This window comes from Kitasatospora sp. NPDC001547, from assembly GCF_042894165.1.
Taxonomy (GTDB): Bacteria; Actinomycetota; Actinomycetes; order Streptomycetales; family Streptomycetaceae; genus Kitasatospora.
The window spans coordinates 139,456-152,154 of the sequence record NZ_JBIAVL010000016.1; the positions used below are offsets into that span (position 1 = coordinate 139,456).

15 protein-coding genes are annotated in these 12,699 nt (G+C 75.8%); 7 read left to right on the top strand and 8 right to left on the bottom strand.

The genetic code is table 11. The annotated features are described in order from the left end of the window. Positions 1 to 5: 5 nt before the first annotated feature. Entirely contained in the window at positions 6 to 770 is a 765-nt protein-coding gene (locus tag ACFY0X_RS26875; RefSeq protein WP_387758243.1) for an SDR family NAD(P)-dependent oxidoreductase, read from the bottom strand. A 268-nt stretch (positions 771 to 1,038) separates the two neighbouring features. Here ACFY0X_RS26875 and ACFY0X_RS26880 point away from each other — a divergent pair, with 268 nt between their 5' ends. Genes ACFY0X_RS26880 through ACFY0X_RS26890 form a run of 3 tightly spaced genes read left to right on the top strand, consistent with a single transcriptional unit; the run spans position 1,039 to position 2,439 of the window. Further along, complete coding sequence (locus ACFY0X_RS26880) at positions 1,039 to 1,500, top strand: group II truncated hemoglobin (protein ID WP_387758245.1); 462 nt, start codon at positions 1,039 to 1,041, stop codon at positions 1,498 to 1,500. Continuing rightward, a complete protein-coding gene (locus ACFY0X_RS26885; protein WP_387758246.1) occupies positions 1,497 to 2,042 on the top strand; it encodes a GNAT family N-acetyltransferase in 546 nt (181 codons plus the stop codon). The genes ACFY0X_RS26880 and ACFY0X_RS26885 overlap by 4 nt, the downstream gene beginning before the upstream one ends. Before the next feature lie 10 nt (positions 2,043 to 2,052). Beyond that, complete coding sequence (locus ACFY0X_RS26890) at positions 2,053 to 2,439, top strand: VOC family protein (RefSeq protein ID WP_387758248.1); 387 nt, start codon at positions 2,053 to 2,055, stop codon at positions 2,437 to 2,439. 8 nt (positions 2,440 to 2,447) lie between these two features. Here ACFY0X_RS26890 and ACFY0X_RS26895 read toward each other — a convergent pair whose 3' ends face one another. Beyond that, positions 2,448 to 3,041, bottom strand: a complete 594-nt coding sequence (locus ACFY0X_RS26895) for a maleylpyruvate isomerase N-terminal domain-containing protein (protein WP_387758249.1) — start codon at positions 3,039 to 3,041, stop codon at positions 2,448 to 2,450. Positions 3,042 to 3,185: 144 nt separating this feature from the next. On the opposite strand from ACFY0X_RS26895, the gene ACFY0X_RS26900 reads away from it, so the two are divergent. After that, positions 3,186 to 3,833 carry an NAD(P)-dependent oxidoreductase gene (locus ACFY0X_RS26900; RefSeq protein ID WP_387758251.1) on the top strand — a complete coding sequence of 216 codons (648 nt, stop codon included), beginning with the start codon at positions 3,186 to 3,188 and terminating at the stop codon, positions 3,831 to 3,833. Between the two features lie 57 nt (positions 3,834 to 3,890). Here ACFY0X_RS26900 and ACFY0X_RS26905 read toward each other — a convergent pair whose 3' ends face one another. After that, positions 3,891 to 4,673: a dioxygenase gene (locus tag ACFY0X_RS26905; protein ID WP_387758253.1), complete on the bottom strand. Its 783-nt coding sequence runs from the start codon at positions 4,671 to 4,673 to the stop codon at positions 3,891 to 3,893. 137 nt (positions 4,674 to 4,810) lie between these two features. On the opposite strand from ACFY0X_RS26905, the gene ACFY0X_RS26910 reads away from it, so the two are divergent. Both ACFY0X_RS26910 and ACFY0X_RS26915 read left to right on the top strand, forming a co-directional pair. After that, complete coding sequence (locus ACFY0X_RS26910) at positions 4,811 to 5,275, top strand: MarR family winged helix-turn-helix transcriptional regulator (RefSeq protein WP_387758324.1); 465 nt, start codon at positions 4,811 to 4,813, stop codon at positions 5,273 to 5,275. Positions 5,276 to 5,465: 190 nt separating this feature from the next. Further along, positions 5,466 to 5,984 carry a GNAT family N-acetyltransferase gene (locus ACFY0X_RS26915; protein ID WP_387758255.1) on the top strand — a complete coding sequence of 173 codons (519 nt, stop codon included), beginning with the start codon at positions 5,466 to 5,468 and terminating at the stop codon, positions 5,982 to 5,984. Positions 5,985 to 6,090: 106 nt separating this feature from the next. On the opposite strand, the gene ACFY0X_RS26920 is transcribed toward ACFY0X_RS26915, so the two are convergent. Further along, positions 6,091 to 7,119 (bottom strand): LacI family DNA-binding transcriptional regulator, encoded by a 1,029-nt coding sequence (locus ACFY0X_RS26920; RefSeq protein ID WP_387758257.1) that lies wholly within the window; start codon positions 7,117 to 7,119, stop codon positions 6,091 to 6,093. Between the two features lie 142 nt (positions 7,120 to 7,261). On the opposite strand from ACFY0X_RS26920, the gene ACFY0X_RS26925 reads away from it, so the two are divergent. Continuing rightward, the gene (locus tag ACFY0X_RS26925) at positions 7,262 to 7,414 is read left to right on the top strand and encodes a hypothetical protein (RefSeq protein ID WP_387758259.1); all 153 of its coding nucleotides are present in this window, start codon (positions 7,262 to 7,264) and stop codon (positions 7,412 to 7,414) included. Between the two features lie 35 nt (positions 7,415 to 7,449). On the opposite strand, the gene ACFY0X_RS26930 is transcribed toward ACFY0X_RS26925, so the two are convergent. The 4 genes from ACFY0X_RS26930 to ACFY0X_RS26945 all read right to left on the bottom strand — a co-directional run bounded on the left by ACFY0X_RS26930 (position 7,450) and on the right by ACFY0X_RS26945 (position 12,471). Next, a complete protein-coding gene (locus ACFY0X_RS26930) occupies positions 7,450 to 8,202 on the bottom strand; it encodes a GNAT family N-acetyltransferase (RefSeq protein ID WP_387758261.1) in 753 nt (250 codons plus the stop codon). Between the two features lie 228 nt (positions 8,203 to 8,430). After that, on the bottom strand, positions 8,431 to 9,525 hold the full coding sequence (locus tag ACFY0X_RS26935; protein WP_387758263.1) for a WD40/YVTN/BNR-like repeat-containing protein: 1,095 nt from the start codon (positions 9,523 to 9,525) through the stop codon (positions 8,431 to 8,433). Between the two features lie 183 nt (positions 9,526 to 9,708). Further along, positions 9,709 to 11,169, bottom strand: coding sequence for a dihydrolipoyl dehydrogenase family protein (locus tag ACFY0X_RS26940; RefSeq protein ID WP_387758264.1), 1,461 nt, complete (start codon positions 11,167 to 11,169; stop codon positions 9,709 to 9,711). Positions 11,170 to 11,736: 567 nt separating this feature from the next. Continuing rightward, complete coding sequence (locus ACFY0X_RS26945) at positions 11,737 to 12,471, bottom strand: alpha/beta fold hydrolase (RefSeq protein ID WP_387758266.1); 735 nt, start codon at positions 12,469 to 12,471, stop codon at positions 11,737 to 11,739. Between the last annotated feature and the right edge of the window lie 228 nt (positions 12,472 to 12,699).

A 12,699-nucleotide genomic window follows, 5' to 3' on the forward strand; every position in this document is an offset into this window, starting at 1 on the left:
CCCGGTCAGCCCACCAGCGCGCCGCCGTCCACCGACAACACTACGCCGGTCACGAACGAGGCCTGCGGCGAGGCGAGTTGGGTGATCGCCCAGGCCACCTCCGCCGGCCGGCCGATCCGGCCCAACGGGGTGTGCTCGATCTGCCACTTCCGGATCGCTGCCCGCTGCTCGGGGCCGTACCCGGAGTGGTCGCCGATCGGGGTGTCGATCGCCCCGGGCGCCACCGCCACCACCCGGATGCCGCGCGGTGCCAGTTCCACCGCCCAGCTGCGGGTGACCGTCTCCAGCGCCGCCTTGCTCGCCGCGTACACCGAGTTGCTCGGCCAGCCGCGCTGCCCGACGGCGGTGCTGACGTTGACCACCACGCCCCGGCTCCGCTCCAGCGCGGGCAGCGCGGCCTGCCCGAGCAGCACCGGGGCGACCAGGTTGGTGGCCAGCAGCGCCTCGACGCCCGTACGGTCGAAGCCGCCGATGCTCTGCCGGTCCTGCACGATCGCCGCGTTGTTGACCAGCACGTCCAGCCGTCCGAACCGCTCCAGCGCCACCCGGACGATCTCCTCCGGCGCCCCCGGCCCGGTCACGTCCGCGGCCAGCGGCTCGATCAGCGCGGGGAACGCGGCCGCCGTCTCCTCCAGCGGCTCGAACCGCCGCCCCACCGCCAGCACCCGCGCCCCCTCGGCGGCGAAGGCCCGCGCGGTCTCCCGCCCGATCCCCGTCCCGGCCCCCGTGACCACCACGACCCTGCCCCGCGTCCCGCTCTCATCGCTCATGGGCCCCACCCTCCAACCCTGCCGCCAACGTCAGGGTCAAGCGGGAACCCCGCCCTTCCGCCACCGGAGCCCGCCCCTCCGCGACCGGAGCCCGCCTCGCCCGGCGACGGGAGCCCCCGCCCCCGCGACGGGAGCCCCCGCCCCGCCTGCCGAACCTGCCGCTCCGCTTGCTGAGCCCGCCGCGAACAGGGCCCGAAGCCCCGCCGCCCGCCACCTCCGACTGCTAGGAAGGGGGCCAACGCACGGTCCACCCACGGGGAGCACACTCATGAACGACCCACGGCCCGACACCACGCTCTACGAGGCCGTCGGCGGCATCGACGTCCTGCGCCGGCTCAGCCACACCTTCTACCGGGGCGTCCTCGCCGACCCCCTGCTCGCCCCGGTCTTCGCCGGCTTCACCCCGACCCACATCGAGCGGGTCGCGGTCTGGCTGGCCGAGGTCTTCGGCGGCCCGACCGGCTACACCGACGAACTGGGCGGCCACCAGGCGCTGCTCCGCGTCCACCTCGGCCTGGCCATCACCGAGGAGCAGCGGCTGCGCTGGATGGAGCTGATGGCCGAGGCCGTCCGCGCGGAGCTGCCCGAGAACGAACTGCTCCGCCGCCGGGTGCTGGAGTACTTCGACTGGGGCACCCGGATCGCCGAGGACGTCTCCGCCTCCCCGGCCGGCACCGACCTCGGCGAGCCCGGCCCGACCCCGCGCTGGGGCTGGGAGGGCCTCAAGTGACCGCCGGCGCGGCCCCGGTGGCCGACGGCCTGCTGCTGCGCCCCTTCGAGGACGCCGACGCGCCCGCGCTGATCGAGGCCTACCGGGACGAGACCCTGCGCCGCTTCACCCTCACCCCGGTGGACGACGCCGAGCAGGCCGCGCACTGGCTGCGCCTCCAGGACGAGGGCCGGGCGGCCGGCACCCGGTACTCCTTCGCCGTCCTGGACGCCGGCGAGCTGGTGGGCAACGTGGTGCTCAAGCGCGGCGCCCCGGGCGGGGAGACGGCCGAGGTGGGCTACTGGACGGCCGGCCCGGCCCGCGGCCGGGGCGTGGCCCCGCGCGCGGTGGAGGCCCTCACCGCCTGGGCCTTCGCCGCCTTCGCCGAGGACGGCCTGCGGCGGATCGACCTGCTGCACGAGGGCGACAACCACGCCTCCTGCCGGGTCGCGGAGAAGAGCGGCTACGCGTTCGCGGAGATCGTCCCGGCCTTCCCGCCGTATCCGCGGGACGGCCACCGGCACTCCCGGAAAAGGCTGGACGGATCCGATCGGCGCAGGTGAGAGTAGGCCCATGGCTTCTCTGGTACGACACGTGACGATCGACTGCGCCGATCCGTACGCCCTCGCCGGCTTCTGGGCCGAGGCCCTGGAGGGCACCGTGAGCGAGGACGACAACCCGGGTGACGACGAGGTCCTGGTGGACTCCGCCGGCGCCTCGCTGCTCTTCATCCGGGTGCCCGAGGGCAAGTCGGCGAAGAACCGGGTGCACCTCGACCTCCAGCCGCAGGACCGCGGTCGGGACGAGGAGGTGGCCCGACTGGTCGTCCTGGGCGCGACCGTGCTGGCGGACCGCCGCACCCCGGACGGCAAGGGCTGGGTGACCCTGGCCGACCCGGAGGGCAACGAGTTCTGCGTCGAGCGCAGCCAGGCCGAGCGGGCCGCCACCGAGGGCGCCTGACCGACCGGTCAGTCCGGCCACTCGCCCACGGCCGCCCGCCAGGTCCACGAGGACCTGCGCGGGCGGCCGTTCAGTTCCGCGCGCCCGGTGCACCAGAGCAGGACCTCCGCGGGGTGGGCGGCCGGCTCCCGCGGCGCGTCCGGGAAGAGCCGGTCGAGCGCGAAGCGGCACGGTCCGGCCGGCGGTCGCCAGGCCAGGCCGAGGCCGCTGGTGATGTCGTGGGTGTGCAGCAGGGTCTCGGCGACGCCCATCGCGGCGAAGCCGAGCGGCTCGCAGGGGCCGTGGTGGTAGGCGCGCAGCTCGGGCGGGGCGGCGTCCAGGGCGGTGGCGAGCAGGTGCCCGGCGGCGGTGACGACGGTGAGCACCTGGGCCGGGTCCGCCTCGGGCCGCACGGTGAGGTCCAGCGGCAGGTAGCGGTCCCGGGGGCGGGCGGCGAGCTGGCCGGCGTAGGCGAGCAGGTCGTGGGCGATGTGGGCGGCGGTGTCGCGGCAGCTCCACTCCAGGAGTCCGGCGGGCACGTCCCAGTCGCGGTCCCCGGTGTGCGGGGCGAGGACCGCCAGCGAGGCGTCCAGGGCGGTTCGTACGGGGTCGCCGTTGCGCATGATCACTCCTTCGACGGAACGTCACACGATAGGCCCAACGCCCGGGCCCGCGCCGGGAGTCCGTCCGATAATCGACCCTGTCCGACGTGTTCCGTCCGGTCGCCGGCACCCCCGCCGCGCGAGCCCCCAGGCAGGCAGGTACCCATGGCCAGAATCGCCGTGATCGGCGCCAACGGCACCATCGGCAGCGCCGTCGTCGCCGAGGCGGCGGCGCGCGGGCACGAGGTCACGGCCGTGGTCCGCGACCCGGACCACTACCGGGGCGCGGCCGCCTCCGTGGAGCGCGGGGACGTGCTGGTCCCGGCGGACGTGACCCGGGTGGCGGGCGGCCAGGACGTGCTGGTGAGCGCCGTCGGCGGCGGCGACGGCCCGGGCCACCTGGCGCTGATCGAGCCCGCCGCCCGCTCCCTGGTCGAGGGCCTGCGCGCGCTGGGCGACGCGGCGCCCCGGCTGGTCGCGGTCGGCGGCGCGGGCAGCCTGGAGACCGCGCCGGGCGTGCGGGTCTGGGACGCCCCGGGCCTGCCGGAGCCGGTCCGCCAGATCATGCACGCCCACGGCGAGGCGCTGGACTACTACCGGACGGTCTCCGACCTGCGCTGGACGGTGCTCAGCCCGGCCGCCGAGATCGGCCCGGGGGAGCGGACCGGCCGCTACCGCACCGGCCTGGAGCAGCTGCTCACCGACGCCGAGGGGCGCAGCCGGATCACGGTGCCGGACTACGCGGTCGCCCTGGTGGACGAGATCGAGCAGCCCGAGCACATCGGCGAGCGCTTCACCTGCTGTTCCGCCTGAGGACCGGGCGGCCCGCGGGAGGGCCTCCGGGAGGTGTGAGCGCCGGGTCCCGCGGGGTCAGCCCAGCTGGATCGAGCGCTTGGCCAGGCCCATCCAGAACCCGTCGATGACGCTGCGCTGGCTGTCCAGGTCGGCCTCGCCGGCGCCGAGGGTGACGAACAGCGGGGCGAAGTGCTCGGTGCGCGGGTGGGCGAGGCGCCCGGCCGGGGCCTTGTGCTCGAAGTCGAGCAGCGCGTCCAGGTCGTGGGCCTCCAGGGCGCGCCGGCCCCAGTCGTCGAACTCGGCCATCACCGAGGTGACCCGGCCGTCGGCGCTGAGCGCCCGCAGGTTGTGGGTGAAGAAGCCGCTGCCGACGATCAGCACGCCCTCGTCGCGCAGCGGGGCGAGCCTGCGCCCGATCTCCATCAGCCGCTGCGGGTCGAGGGTGGGCAGCGAGACCTGGAGCACCGGGACGTCGGCGTCCGGGTACATCTCCACCAGCGGGACGTACGCGCCGTGGTCGAGTCCCCGGTCGGGGATGTCCTGGACGGGCGTGCCGGGAGCGCGCAGCAGCTTGCGCACGCGCTCGGCGAGCTCCGGCGCGCCGGGGGCGGCGTACCGGACCCGGTAGTAGTGCTCGGGGAAGCCCCAGAAGTCGTACACCAGCGGGAGGGTGGTGACGGCGCCGAGGGCGAGCGGGGCCTCCTCCCAGTGGGCGGAGACCATGAGGACGGCCTTGGGCCGGGGCAGGTCGGCGGACCAGGCGGCCAGCTCGCCCGGCCAGATCGGGTCGTCGGCCAGCGGCGGAGCGCCGTGCGACAGGTACAGGGCGGGCATGCGCTCGGGGGCCGCGGTGCTCATGGCGTCCTCCTCGGGACCGTTCGACCGGATGGGCGGTGGGCGGTGGGCAGGTAGTTCAAATTTGAACGTCTACTGCGGTCGACGGTACACCTTCGTTCGAATTTGAACAACAGGAGTAGGCTTCACCCATGTCCTCTCTGAACGAACCCCGCTGGCTGGACCCGGACGAGGCGGCCGCCTGGCGGGGCTTCGTGGTCGCGAGCAACCTGCTGAACCGGCGGCTGGAACGCCAGCTCAAGGAGGACTCCGGGCTCTCCCACCAGCAGTACGAGATCCTGGTGCACCTGTCCGCCGCCCCCGGCGACTCGCTGCGGATGACCGAACTCGCCGACAAGCTGGTCACCTCCAAGAGCGGCCTGACCTACCAGGTCACCCAGCTGGAGCGGGCCGGCCTGGTCGCCCGCCGCTCCTGTCCCAGCGACGTGCGCGGCGTCATCGCCGAACTCACCGACCGGGGACGGGAGGCGCTGCGCCAGGCCGCGCCCGGACACGTCGCCCTGGTGCGGGAGCTGCTGATCGACGTGCTCACCCGCGAGCAGCTCGCGGTCCTCGCCGAGGGCCTCGGCGCGGTCAGTGCCCGGCTGCGCCTGGAGGACGTCTGACGTCCGCCCCGCTCACGCCGGGCGAGGCCCACCGTCCGACTCCACGGCCACCTCGACCGCCCCGCCGCCTGACGCCCCGGCGCCGCCCCGCGGGTCTGCCGCCCGAAGCCCGCCGCCGCACGCCGGAAGGGGCCGGACGGTGGTCCGAAAACACTCGCCGGAGCCGGGTTTCCATGCCAACATGCCCCATATGGGGACGATTCTGCACGGCACCTTGGTCACGCTCCGCCCGGCCACCGGCGAGGACATCCCGGCACTGGCGGCCATCCGCGGCACGCCCGAGGTGTTCGCCCGCTGGCGCGGCGGCGACGACCTGGCCGGCGAGGTCGCCAACGACCTGGAATCGCCCGGTACCGAGACCTTCGCGATCGACCTCGGCGGCCAGGTGGTCGGCGCCATCCAGTGGTACGCCAACAACGACGACGAGTACCGGCACGCCGGGATGGACCTCTACCTCGACCCGACGGTGCACGGCCTGGGCCTGGGCACCGACGCCGTGCGCACGATGGCCAGGCACCTGGTGCACGACCACCACTACCACCGGCTGGTGATCGACCCGGCCGCGGACAACCTCGCCGCGATCCGCTGCTACACCAAGGTCGGCTTCCGCACCGTCGGCACCATGCGCCAGTACGAGCGCGGGCCGGACGGCACCTGGCACGACAACGTGCTGATGGACCTGCTCGCGGACGAACTGCTCGAAGGCTGACGCCCGGGCCGCGCCGGTACCGGCCCCGCGCCGGCCGGGCGTCAGGTCCGGTGGGCCCCGGTCCCGGCCCTGTGCCGGCCCGACACCAGTTCCGGCGGCCCCGGCGTCAGTCCCGCGCCGCGGCCGGCGGGCAGCCGCAGGAGCGCCGGACCACCAGCCGGGCCGGGAAGGTGCGGGCGCCCCGGGCGCGGCGCTCCGGCCCGCCGAGGACGAGCTCCAGCGCGGCGCGCGCCATCTCGTCCTGCGCCGTGGTGACGGTGGTCAGCGCGGGCCCGGCGATCACCGCCTCGGCGATGTCGTCGAAGCCGGCCACCGCGAGGTCCTCCGGCACCCGGATGCCGAGGTCGTCGGCGGCCCGCAGCAGGCCGATCGCCTGGTCGTCCGTCGCGCAGAACACGGCGGACGGCCGGTCGGGCCGGGCGAGCAGGGCGAGCGCCTCGGCGTGCGCCCGGACCCGGTCGAACGGTGCCGGGGTGAGCCGTCCCTCGGTGGGCAGTCCGGCCTCCTCCAGCGCGGCGACCCAGCCGGCCGTCCGCCCGGTGACCGGGTCGTGCGGGCTGAGCGCGCGGGTGCCGCCGAAGCAGTGCACCTCGGCGTGCCCGTGCCCGAGCAGGTGGCGGACCACCTCGCGGGCGCCGCCCTCGTCGTCCGCGACCACGGCGACGCCGTCGGTGCTCTCCGCCCGGTGGTGCAGCAGCACCACCGGGGTGCCGTCGGCCACGTCGAAGCCGGTCAGCCCGGGGGTCGCCGGGTCCTGGGTGACCAGGATCAGACCGTCCACCTGCATCCCGAGGAAGGCGCGGATGTAGTGCGCCTCGCGCTCGTCGGCGTAGTCGGAGTTGCCGATCAGCAGCAGCCGGCCGTGCTCGGCGGCGGCCTGCTCGACGGCGTGGGCGAGCCCGGCGAAGAACGGCTGGCGGGCGTCCGGCACGACCATCCCGAGCAGGTCGGTCCGCCGCCGGGCCATCGCCTGGGCGACCCGGTTCGGCCGGTAGCCGAGCTCCTCGACCGCCGCGAGCACCCGCGCCCGGGTCGCCGGCGCCACCGGCCGCGGCCCGTCGTTGATCACATAACTCACGACCGCCGTGGACGTCCCCGCCGCCCGCGCCACATCGTCCCGCGTCACCCTCGCCATGACCGTTGAGCCTACACAGCCCCTCCGACCAGCCCGTTTGCCGAGGCCCCGGCCGCCCGGAGGGTGGCGGGACAGGTCCACGCCCCGCCCGGCGGCCCGCCCGTGGGCCCGCACCCATGGTGTGGGCACAGGCCAGGGGGACTTGGCGACGATCGCGGCGCTGCGCGAGACCAGCATCGTGATCGCCGCGCTGATCGCCGCCGTGGTGTTCCGCGAGGGCCTCGGCCGGCTGCGGCTGACGGCGGCGTTCACCGTGCTGGGCGGGATCGCCGTCCTGGAACTCGCCCGCCCCTGAGGCGCCGGGGCGCGGGCGAGCTCCGGTGGTTCCGGTCAGCCCGCGTCGGGGACGACGACCGTCAGCGAGGTCTCCTGGAGCACGAAGTCCAGCGCCTCGTACACCCGGCGGGCCGGGTTGCCCTCGGAGACCACCAGGGTCACGTCGGCGAGCCCGCGCTCGGCGGCGTCCCCGAGCGTCCGGCGCAGCAGGTCGGCGCCGAGGCCGCGGTAGCCGCGCTCCGGGTGGCGGAAGACGTCGGCGACCCAGGGCCGGCCGTCGCGGTCGGTGAGGACCAGCCCGGCGACCACGCGGTCCTCCGCGTCCACGGCGAGCACGCTGGACGGCAGCACCGGGCCGATGACCTTGCCCGCGAGCAGGGGAGCGAGCCGCTCGGCCAGCGCCCGGGCGTCCTCGCCCGGGTAGTGGTCGACGTGGCCGGCGGGGAAGGCGGCCCGCCAGGCCTCGTACAGCTCCTCGGGCGCGCGGTCGCAGGGCACCGCCCGCAGGCCCTCGCGCAGCGGCGCCCCGGCCCAGTCGGCGGGCGGGGGATCGGCGCGCAGGTCGCGGCGGAAGGTGTGGGCGTGCCGCAGCACCCGCGAGCCCTGCGCCACCAGCTCCCGGCCGAGCCCGGGAGCGCCGGAGACCACCCAGCCGGGCAGCTCGGCCCGGATGAACGCGGCGGCGTCCACCGACTCGTCCAGGACCTCCAGCAGGTCGGCCCAGGGCCGGCCCTCCCGCTCGTCCAGCACGTAGCGCAGCACCGGCTCGCCGTCGGCACCCCGCCTGACCACCCAGTCCTCGGCCATGGCCCACCCCACAATCTCGCGGTCGGATCCCGCGGTCGTCCGTCGGCGGCCATGCTCACCGAGGGCCTGCCGTCCGGCAACCGGTTATTCCGGTCCGCCGGCGCGGGGTCCCCGGACGGAGCTCCCGGCGTGGGCCCCGTCGTGGGGTACCGGCGCGGTGTCAGCGTCGTGGGATCACCGGCGCCGGTCCACCGGTGCCGGTCGCCAGGCCCGGGCGCGCCCCCCGGGTCAGGCCACCACCGCGGCCCGGACGCAGAGCACGTCCGGCAGGTGGGAGATCAGCAGCGACCAGCTCTCGCCCTCGTCCCGGCTGCCGTACACGTCGCCGGTCCGGTTGCCGAAGTAGATCCCGGCCGGGTCGGCGTCGTCGGTGCGCAGGGCGTCGCGCAGCACGATGCCGTAGTGGTCCTCGCCGGGCAGGCCCTGGGCGAGCTGCTGCCAGCTGGTGCCGCCGTCGGTGGTGCGGAAGACCCGGCAGCGGCGGCCGGGCGGGATGCGGTCGTCCGAGCCGCCGAGCGGGAAGAGGTAGGCGGTGTCCGCCCGGCGCGGGTGGGCGGCCACGGCGAAGCCGAACTCGGCGGGCAGCCCGTCCACGATCGACTGCCAGCTGCCGCCCCAGTCGTCGCTGCGGTAGACGCCGCCGTGGTTCTGGAGGTAGAGCCGGTCCGGGTGGACCGGGTCCGCGGCGATCTTGTGCACGCACTGGCCGAACTCGGGGTACTGGCTCTCCTCCGGGAAGAACTCGGCGCGCAGGCCGGTGTTGGAGGGCTGCCAGCTGTCGCCGCCGTCCTTGCTGCGGTAGACGCCGCCGCTGGAGACGGCGATCAGCAGCCGCTGCGGGTCGCGCGGGTCGGTCAGGACGGTGTGCAGGCCCTGGCCGCCGTAACCGGCTCCCCACTGCGGCCGCTGGGGGTGGTTCCAGAGCGGCTCGACCAGCGCGAAGGTCTCGCCGCCGTCGGTGGAGCGGAACAGCGCGGCCGGCTCGGTGCCCGCGTAGACGACGCCGGGGGCCTCCGCGCCGGCGGGCTGGAGCTGCCAGACCCGGGTGAGCGAGGCGCCGGTGGACTCCGGGAAGCGGATGGCCGGCTGCGGCGGCTCGAACCAGCTCTCGCCGAGGTCGTCGGAGCGCCAGATCGAGGGCCCCCAGTGGCTGCTGTCGGCGCCGACCAGCACTCTGGTCCGGCCGTCGCGGCGGTCGATCGAGACGGAGTAGATCGCGTTCATCGGGAAGTGCGGCCCGCTGAACTCCCACGTCAGCCGGTCGCGGCTGCGGCCGAGGAAGAGGCCCTTCTCGGTTCCGACCGCCAACAGCACCTCGGACATGCCACACACCACCTGGTCACGAGTACGGCCCCCCGGGACGCCCCCGACTGCCAGTGTCCCGCCGTCCACCGGTGGTCACATCTCGCCGCGCCGGTCACCCGGGAGGCCGACATCCGTTCGAGGGGCCGCCCGTTCGGGTCGAGGGGCCGCCCGTTCGCGGCCGGGGGCCGCCCCCGTTCGGGGTCAGCCCCGGCAGTCCTCCAGCAGCCGCAGCCAGACCTCGCTGATCGTCGGGTACGCGGGCACCGCGTGCCAGAGCCGGTCGATCGGGACCTCGCCGACCACCGCGACGGTGGCCGAGTGCAGCAGCTCGGCCACCCCGGGGCCGACCAGGCAGGCGCCGACGATCAACTGCCGGTCCAGGTCGAAGACCACCCGGGCCCGGCCGCGGTAGTCGTCGCCGTAGAGCGAGGCCCCGGCGACGGAACCGATCTCGTGGTCGACGGTCTTCACCCGCAGTCCGGCCTCCTCGGCGGCGGCCCGGGTCAGACCGACGGCGGCGACCTCGGGCTGGGTGAACACCACCTGGGGAGCGCCCGCGAGGTCGGCGGACGCGGCGTGCGCGCCCCAGCGCGAGGTGTCCAGCGGGCGCCCCTGGGCGCGGGCGGCGATCGCGGCGCCGGTGATCCGGGCCTGATACTTGCCCTGGTGGGTGAGCAGCGCCCGGTGGTTGACGTCCCCGGCGGCGTAGAGCCACTCGCCGCCCTCGCCGTCCGCCCCGTCCACGTTGAGCACCGTGCAGCTGTCGTCCACCTCCAGCCAGTCGCCCGGCTTCAGGCCGACCTGCTCCAGTCCGATGTCGGCGGTGCGCGGTGCCCGGCCGGTCGCGTACAGCACCTCGTCGACGGTCAGCGTCCCGCCGCCGTCGAGGGTGAGGGTCACCGGCCCGGAGCCGTCCGCCCGCTCCAGCGCGGTGACCTCGGTGCCGAAGCGGAGGTCCACCCCGGCTGCCCGCAGGCCCTCCGCGACCAGCTCGCCCGCGAACGGCTCCATCCGCGGCAGCAGCCCGTCACCGCGCACCAGCAGCACCACCTCGGAGCCGAGCGCCCGCCAGGCGGCGGCCATCTCCACCCCGACCACCCCGCCGCCGACCACCGCCAGCCGCCCGGGGACGGACTGCGAGCCGGTCGCCTCCCGGTTGGTCCACGGGTGGGCCTCGGCGAGCCCCGGCACGTGCGCGGGCAGCACCGGTCGGCTGCCGGTGCACACCGCGACGGCGTGCCGGGCGGTGAGCACCCGCTCGCTGCCGTCCTCGGCCTCCACCGTCACCGTCCGCACCCCGGCCAGCCGGCCGTGGCCACGGACCAGCTCGATGCCGGTGTCCCGCAGCCACTGCACCTGGCCGTCGTCCTGCCAGTCGGAGGCGAAGGAGTTCCGCCGGGCGAGCACCGCGGCCGGGTCCAGCCGCCGGTCGCCGACCGCCTCGCGGGAGCCGGCCACCGCACGGGCGTCGGCCAGCGCGGCCACCGGCCGCAGCAGCGCCTTGCTGGGCATGCAGGCCCAGTAGGAGCACTCGCCGCCGACCAGCTCGGCCTCCACGATCACGGTGCGCAGCCCGGCGGCGACCGTCCGGTCGGCCACGTTCTCGCCGGTCGGGCCGGCCCCCAGGACGATGACGTCGTACTCCTCGGCGGTGCTGGTCATGCCCGGTCCTCCGTCGTCTAGATGGCCGCCCCGGTCCGTGGGGCGGCGGTGGCGGGTGTGCGCTCGCGGTTGTCGTGCGGTCGGACGTGCCGGTCCGCGGCCGGCCCACCGGTCGGTCCGCCCGGCGGGGCGGCCCTCCGGGAGCTCGGGCCGCGGCCGCCGCCGTTCCCGTTCCCGTACCCGTACCCGAGCCTGAACCGGACCGCCTGCCGCGGCCACTTCTCCCGCTCGTGGCGCAGCCGTGGGGTGACCACGGTGCGGGAGCCGGGCGGGGTGCCCGGCGGGGCACCCCGCCCCGCACCGCCGTCCGACCGGAACTCCGGTCCGGAGTCCGGCGGTTCGGTACGGCTGGGCTGCTCGCGCACGGGTGCTCGCTCTTCGCTCGGGTACGGCGTGGGCCCCATCCTGCCGGTCCGGGCGCGCTCGCGCGACGGACGGACACGCCGAGGGCGCCGTCGGAACACCGCCGGACGCGGACGGGACAGTCCCGGGGCCGGTGGCGGCCGGGAGCGGCGGCCGGTGACGGCGGCCCGAGCGGCGGACGCGCCACCGGACGGACCGCCGGGCTCAGAGCGCGGCGAGCTCCGCCAGCACCGCCGCCGTGTCGGCCGGGCGGGAGAACATCGGCCAGTGCCCGGTGGGCAGTTCGCGCAGCTCCCAGTTCGGCCCGGACATCCCGGCGAAGTACGGGTGCCCGGCGGCGATCAGCTCGCGCACCTGGGACAGCGGGAAGGAGCAGGAGACCAGCGCCTGCGGCAGCGCGGCCCCGGCACCGGTCAGCCGCAGCCGGTCCCGGTACACCCCGGCCGGGTGCGGGGTGGCGCGGGAGCGGACGCGGGCGAGGGTGGCCTCGTCCAGCCCGGCCACGCTCGCGCCGTGCTCCGCCAGGAACTCCCAGGACGGCATCGGCAGACGGCCGTCGACCACCGAGGCCTCGGCCGCCCGCTGGTAGTCGGGCTGCCAGACGTCGAAGAGCGCAGAGCCGTCGATCAGCGGGCCGCTGTCCAGGTAGACCACCCGGCGGATCCGCTCCGGCAGCCGGTCCGCGAGCCCGCCGACCGGGGCGCAGGCGCCGCTGTGCGCCACCACGACGACGTCCGACAGGTCCTCCCGGACCAGCAGCCCGGCGAGGTCGGCGATGTGGTCCTCCAATCCGAACTCGCCTTCCTCACCCGTGCGTTCGGCCACTCCGGGCAGGCTGACGGCGTACACCCGGTGGCCGTCCGCGCGCAGCGCTTCGGCGACCTCGTCCCAGGCCCAGGCGCCGATCCAGAAACCGGGGACCAGTACGAACGTGCTCATGGCGGATCACTCCATTCGTCGGTGGGGATGTCGCGGAGGCCTCGGCGAGCCGGGACGAGCCGAGCCGGCGGGCCGGTCGAGCCCCGGCATGCTTCGACGGCCTCGACGGGCCCGCGGAGGGCATCGCCCCGGTGGGGCCTCCTTCACCGCCGACTCTAGGATCGGATCCGGACAGAAGTCGCCCGGATTTCCCCCGCGTCGCCGCCGGGCGCCCGGAAGGACCTCAGG

Bases quoted from the DNA above. Each gene is read 5' to 3' on its own strand.
- ACFY0X_RS26875 (WP_387758243.1), bottom strand. From the start codon at position 770: ATGAGCGATGAGAGCGGGACGCGGGGCAGGGTCGTGGTGGTCACGGGG.
- ACFY0X_RS26880 (WP_387758245.1), top strand. From the start codon at position 1,039: ATGAACGACCCACGGCCCGACACCACGCTCTACGAGGCCGTCGGCGGC.
- ACFY0X_RS26890 (WP_387758248.1), top strand. From the start codon at position 2,053: ATGGCTTCTCTGGTACGACACGTGACGATCGACTGCGCCGATCCGTAC.
- ACFY0X_RS26895 (WP_387758249.1), bottom strand. From the start codon at position 3,041: ATGCGCAACGGCGACCCCGTACGAACCGCCCTGGACGCCTCGCTGGCG.
- ACFY0X_RS26900 (WP_387758251.1), top strand. From the start codon at position 3,186: ATGGCCAGAATCGCCGTGATCGGCGCCAACGGCACCATCGGCAGCGCC.
- ACFY0X_RS26905 (WP_387758253.1), bottom strand. From the start codon at position 4,673: ATGAGCACCGCGGCCCCCGAGCGCATGCCCGCCCTGTACCTGTCGCAC.
- ACFY0X_RS26915 (WP_387758255.1), top strand. From the start codon at position 5,466: ATGGGGACGATTCTGCACGGCACCTTGGTCACGCTCCGCCCGGCCACC.
- ACFY0X_RS26920 (WP_387758257.1), bottom strand. From the start codon at position 7,119: ATGGCGAGGGTGACGCGGGACGATGTGGCGCGGGCGGCGGGGACGTCC.
- ACFY0X_RS26930 (WP_387758261.1), bottom strand. From the start codon at position 8,202: ATGGCCGAGGACTGGGTGGTCAGGCGGGGTGCCGACGGCGAGCCGGTG.
- ACFY0X_RS26935 (WP_387758263.1), bottom strand. From the start codon at position 9,525: ATGTCCGAGGTGCTGTTGGCGGTCGGAACCGAGAAGGGCCTCTTCCTC.
- ACFY0X_RS26940 (WP_387758264.1), bottom strand. From the start codon at position 11,169: ATGACCAGCACCGCCGAGGAGTACGACGTCATCGTCCTGGGGGCCGGC.
- ACFY0X_RS26945 (WP_387758266.1), bottom strand. From the start codon at position 12,471: ATGAGCACGTTCGTACTGGTCCCCGGTTTCTGGATCGGCGCCTGGGCC.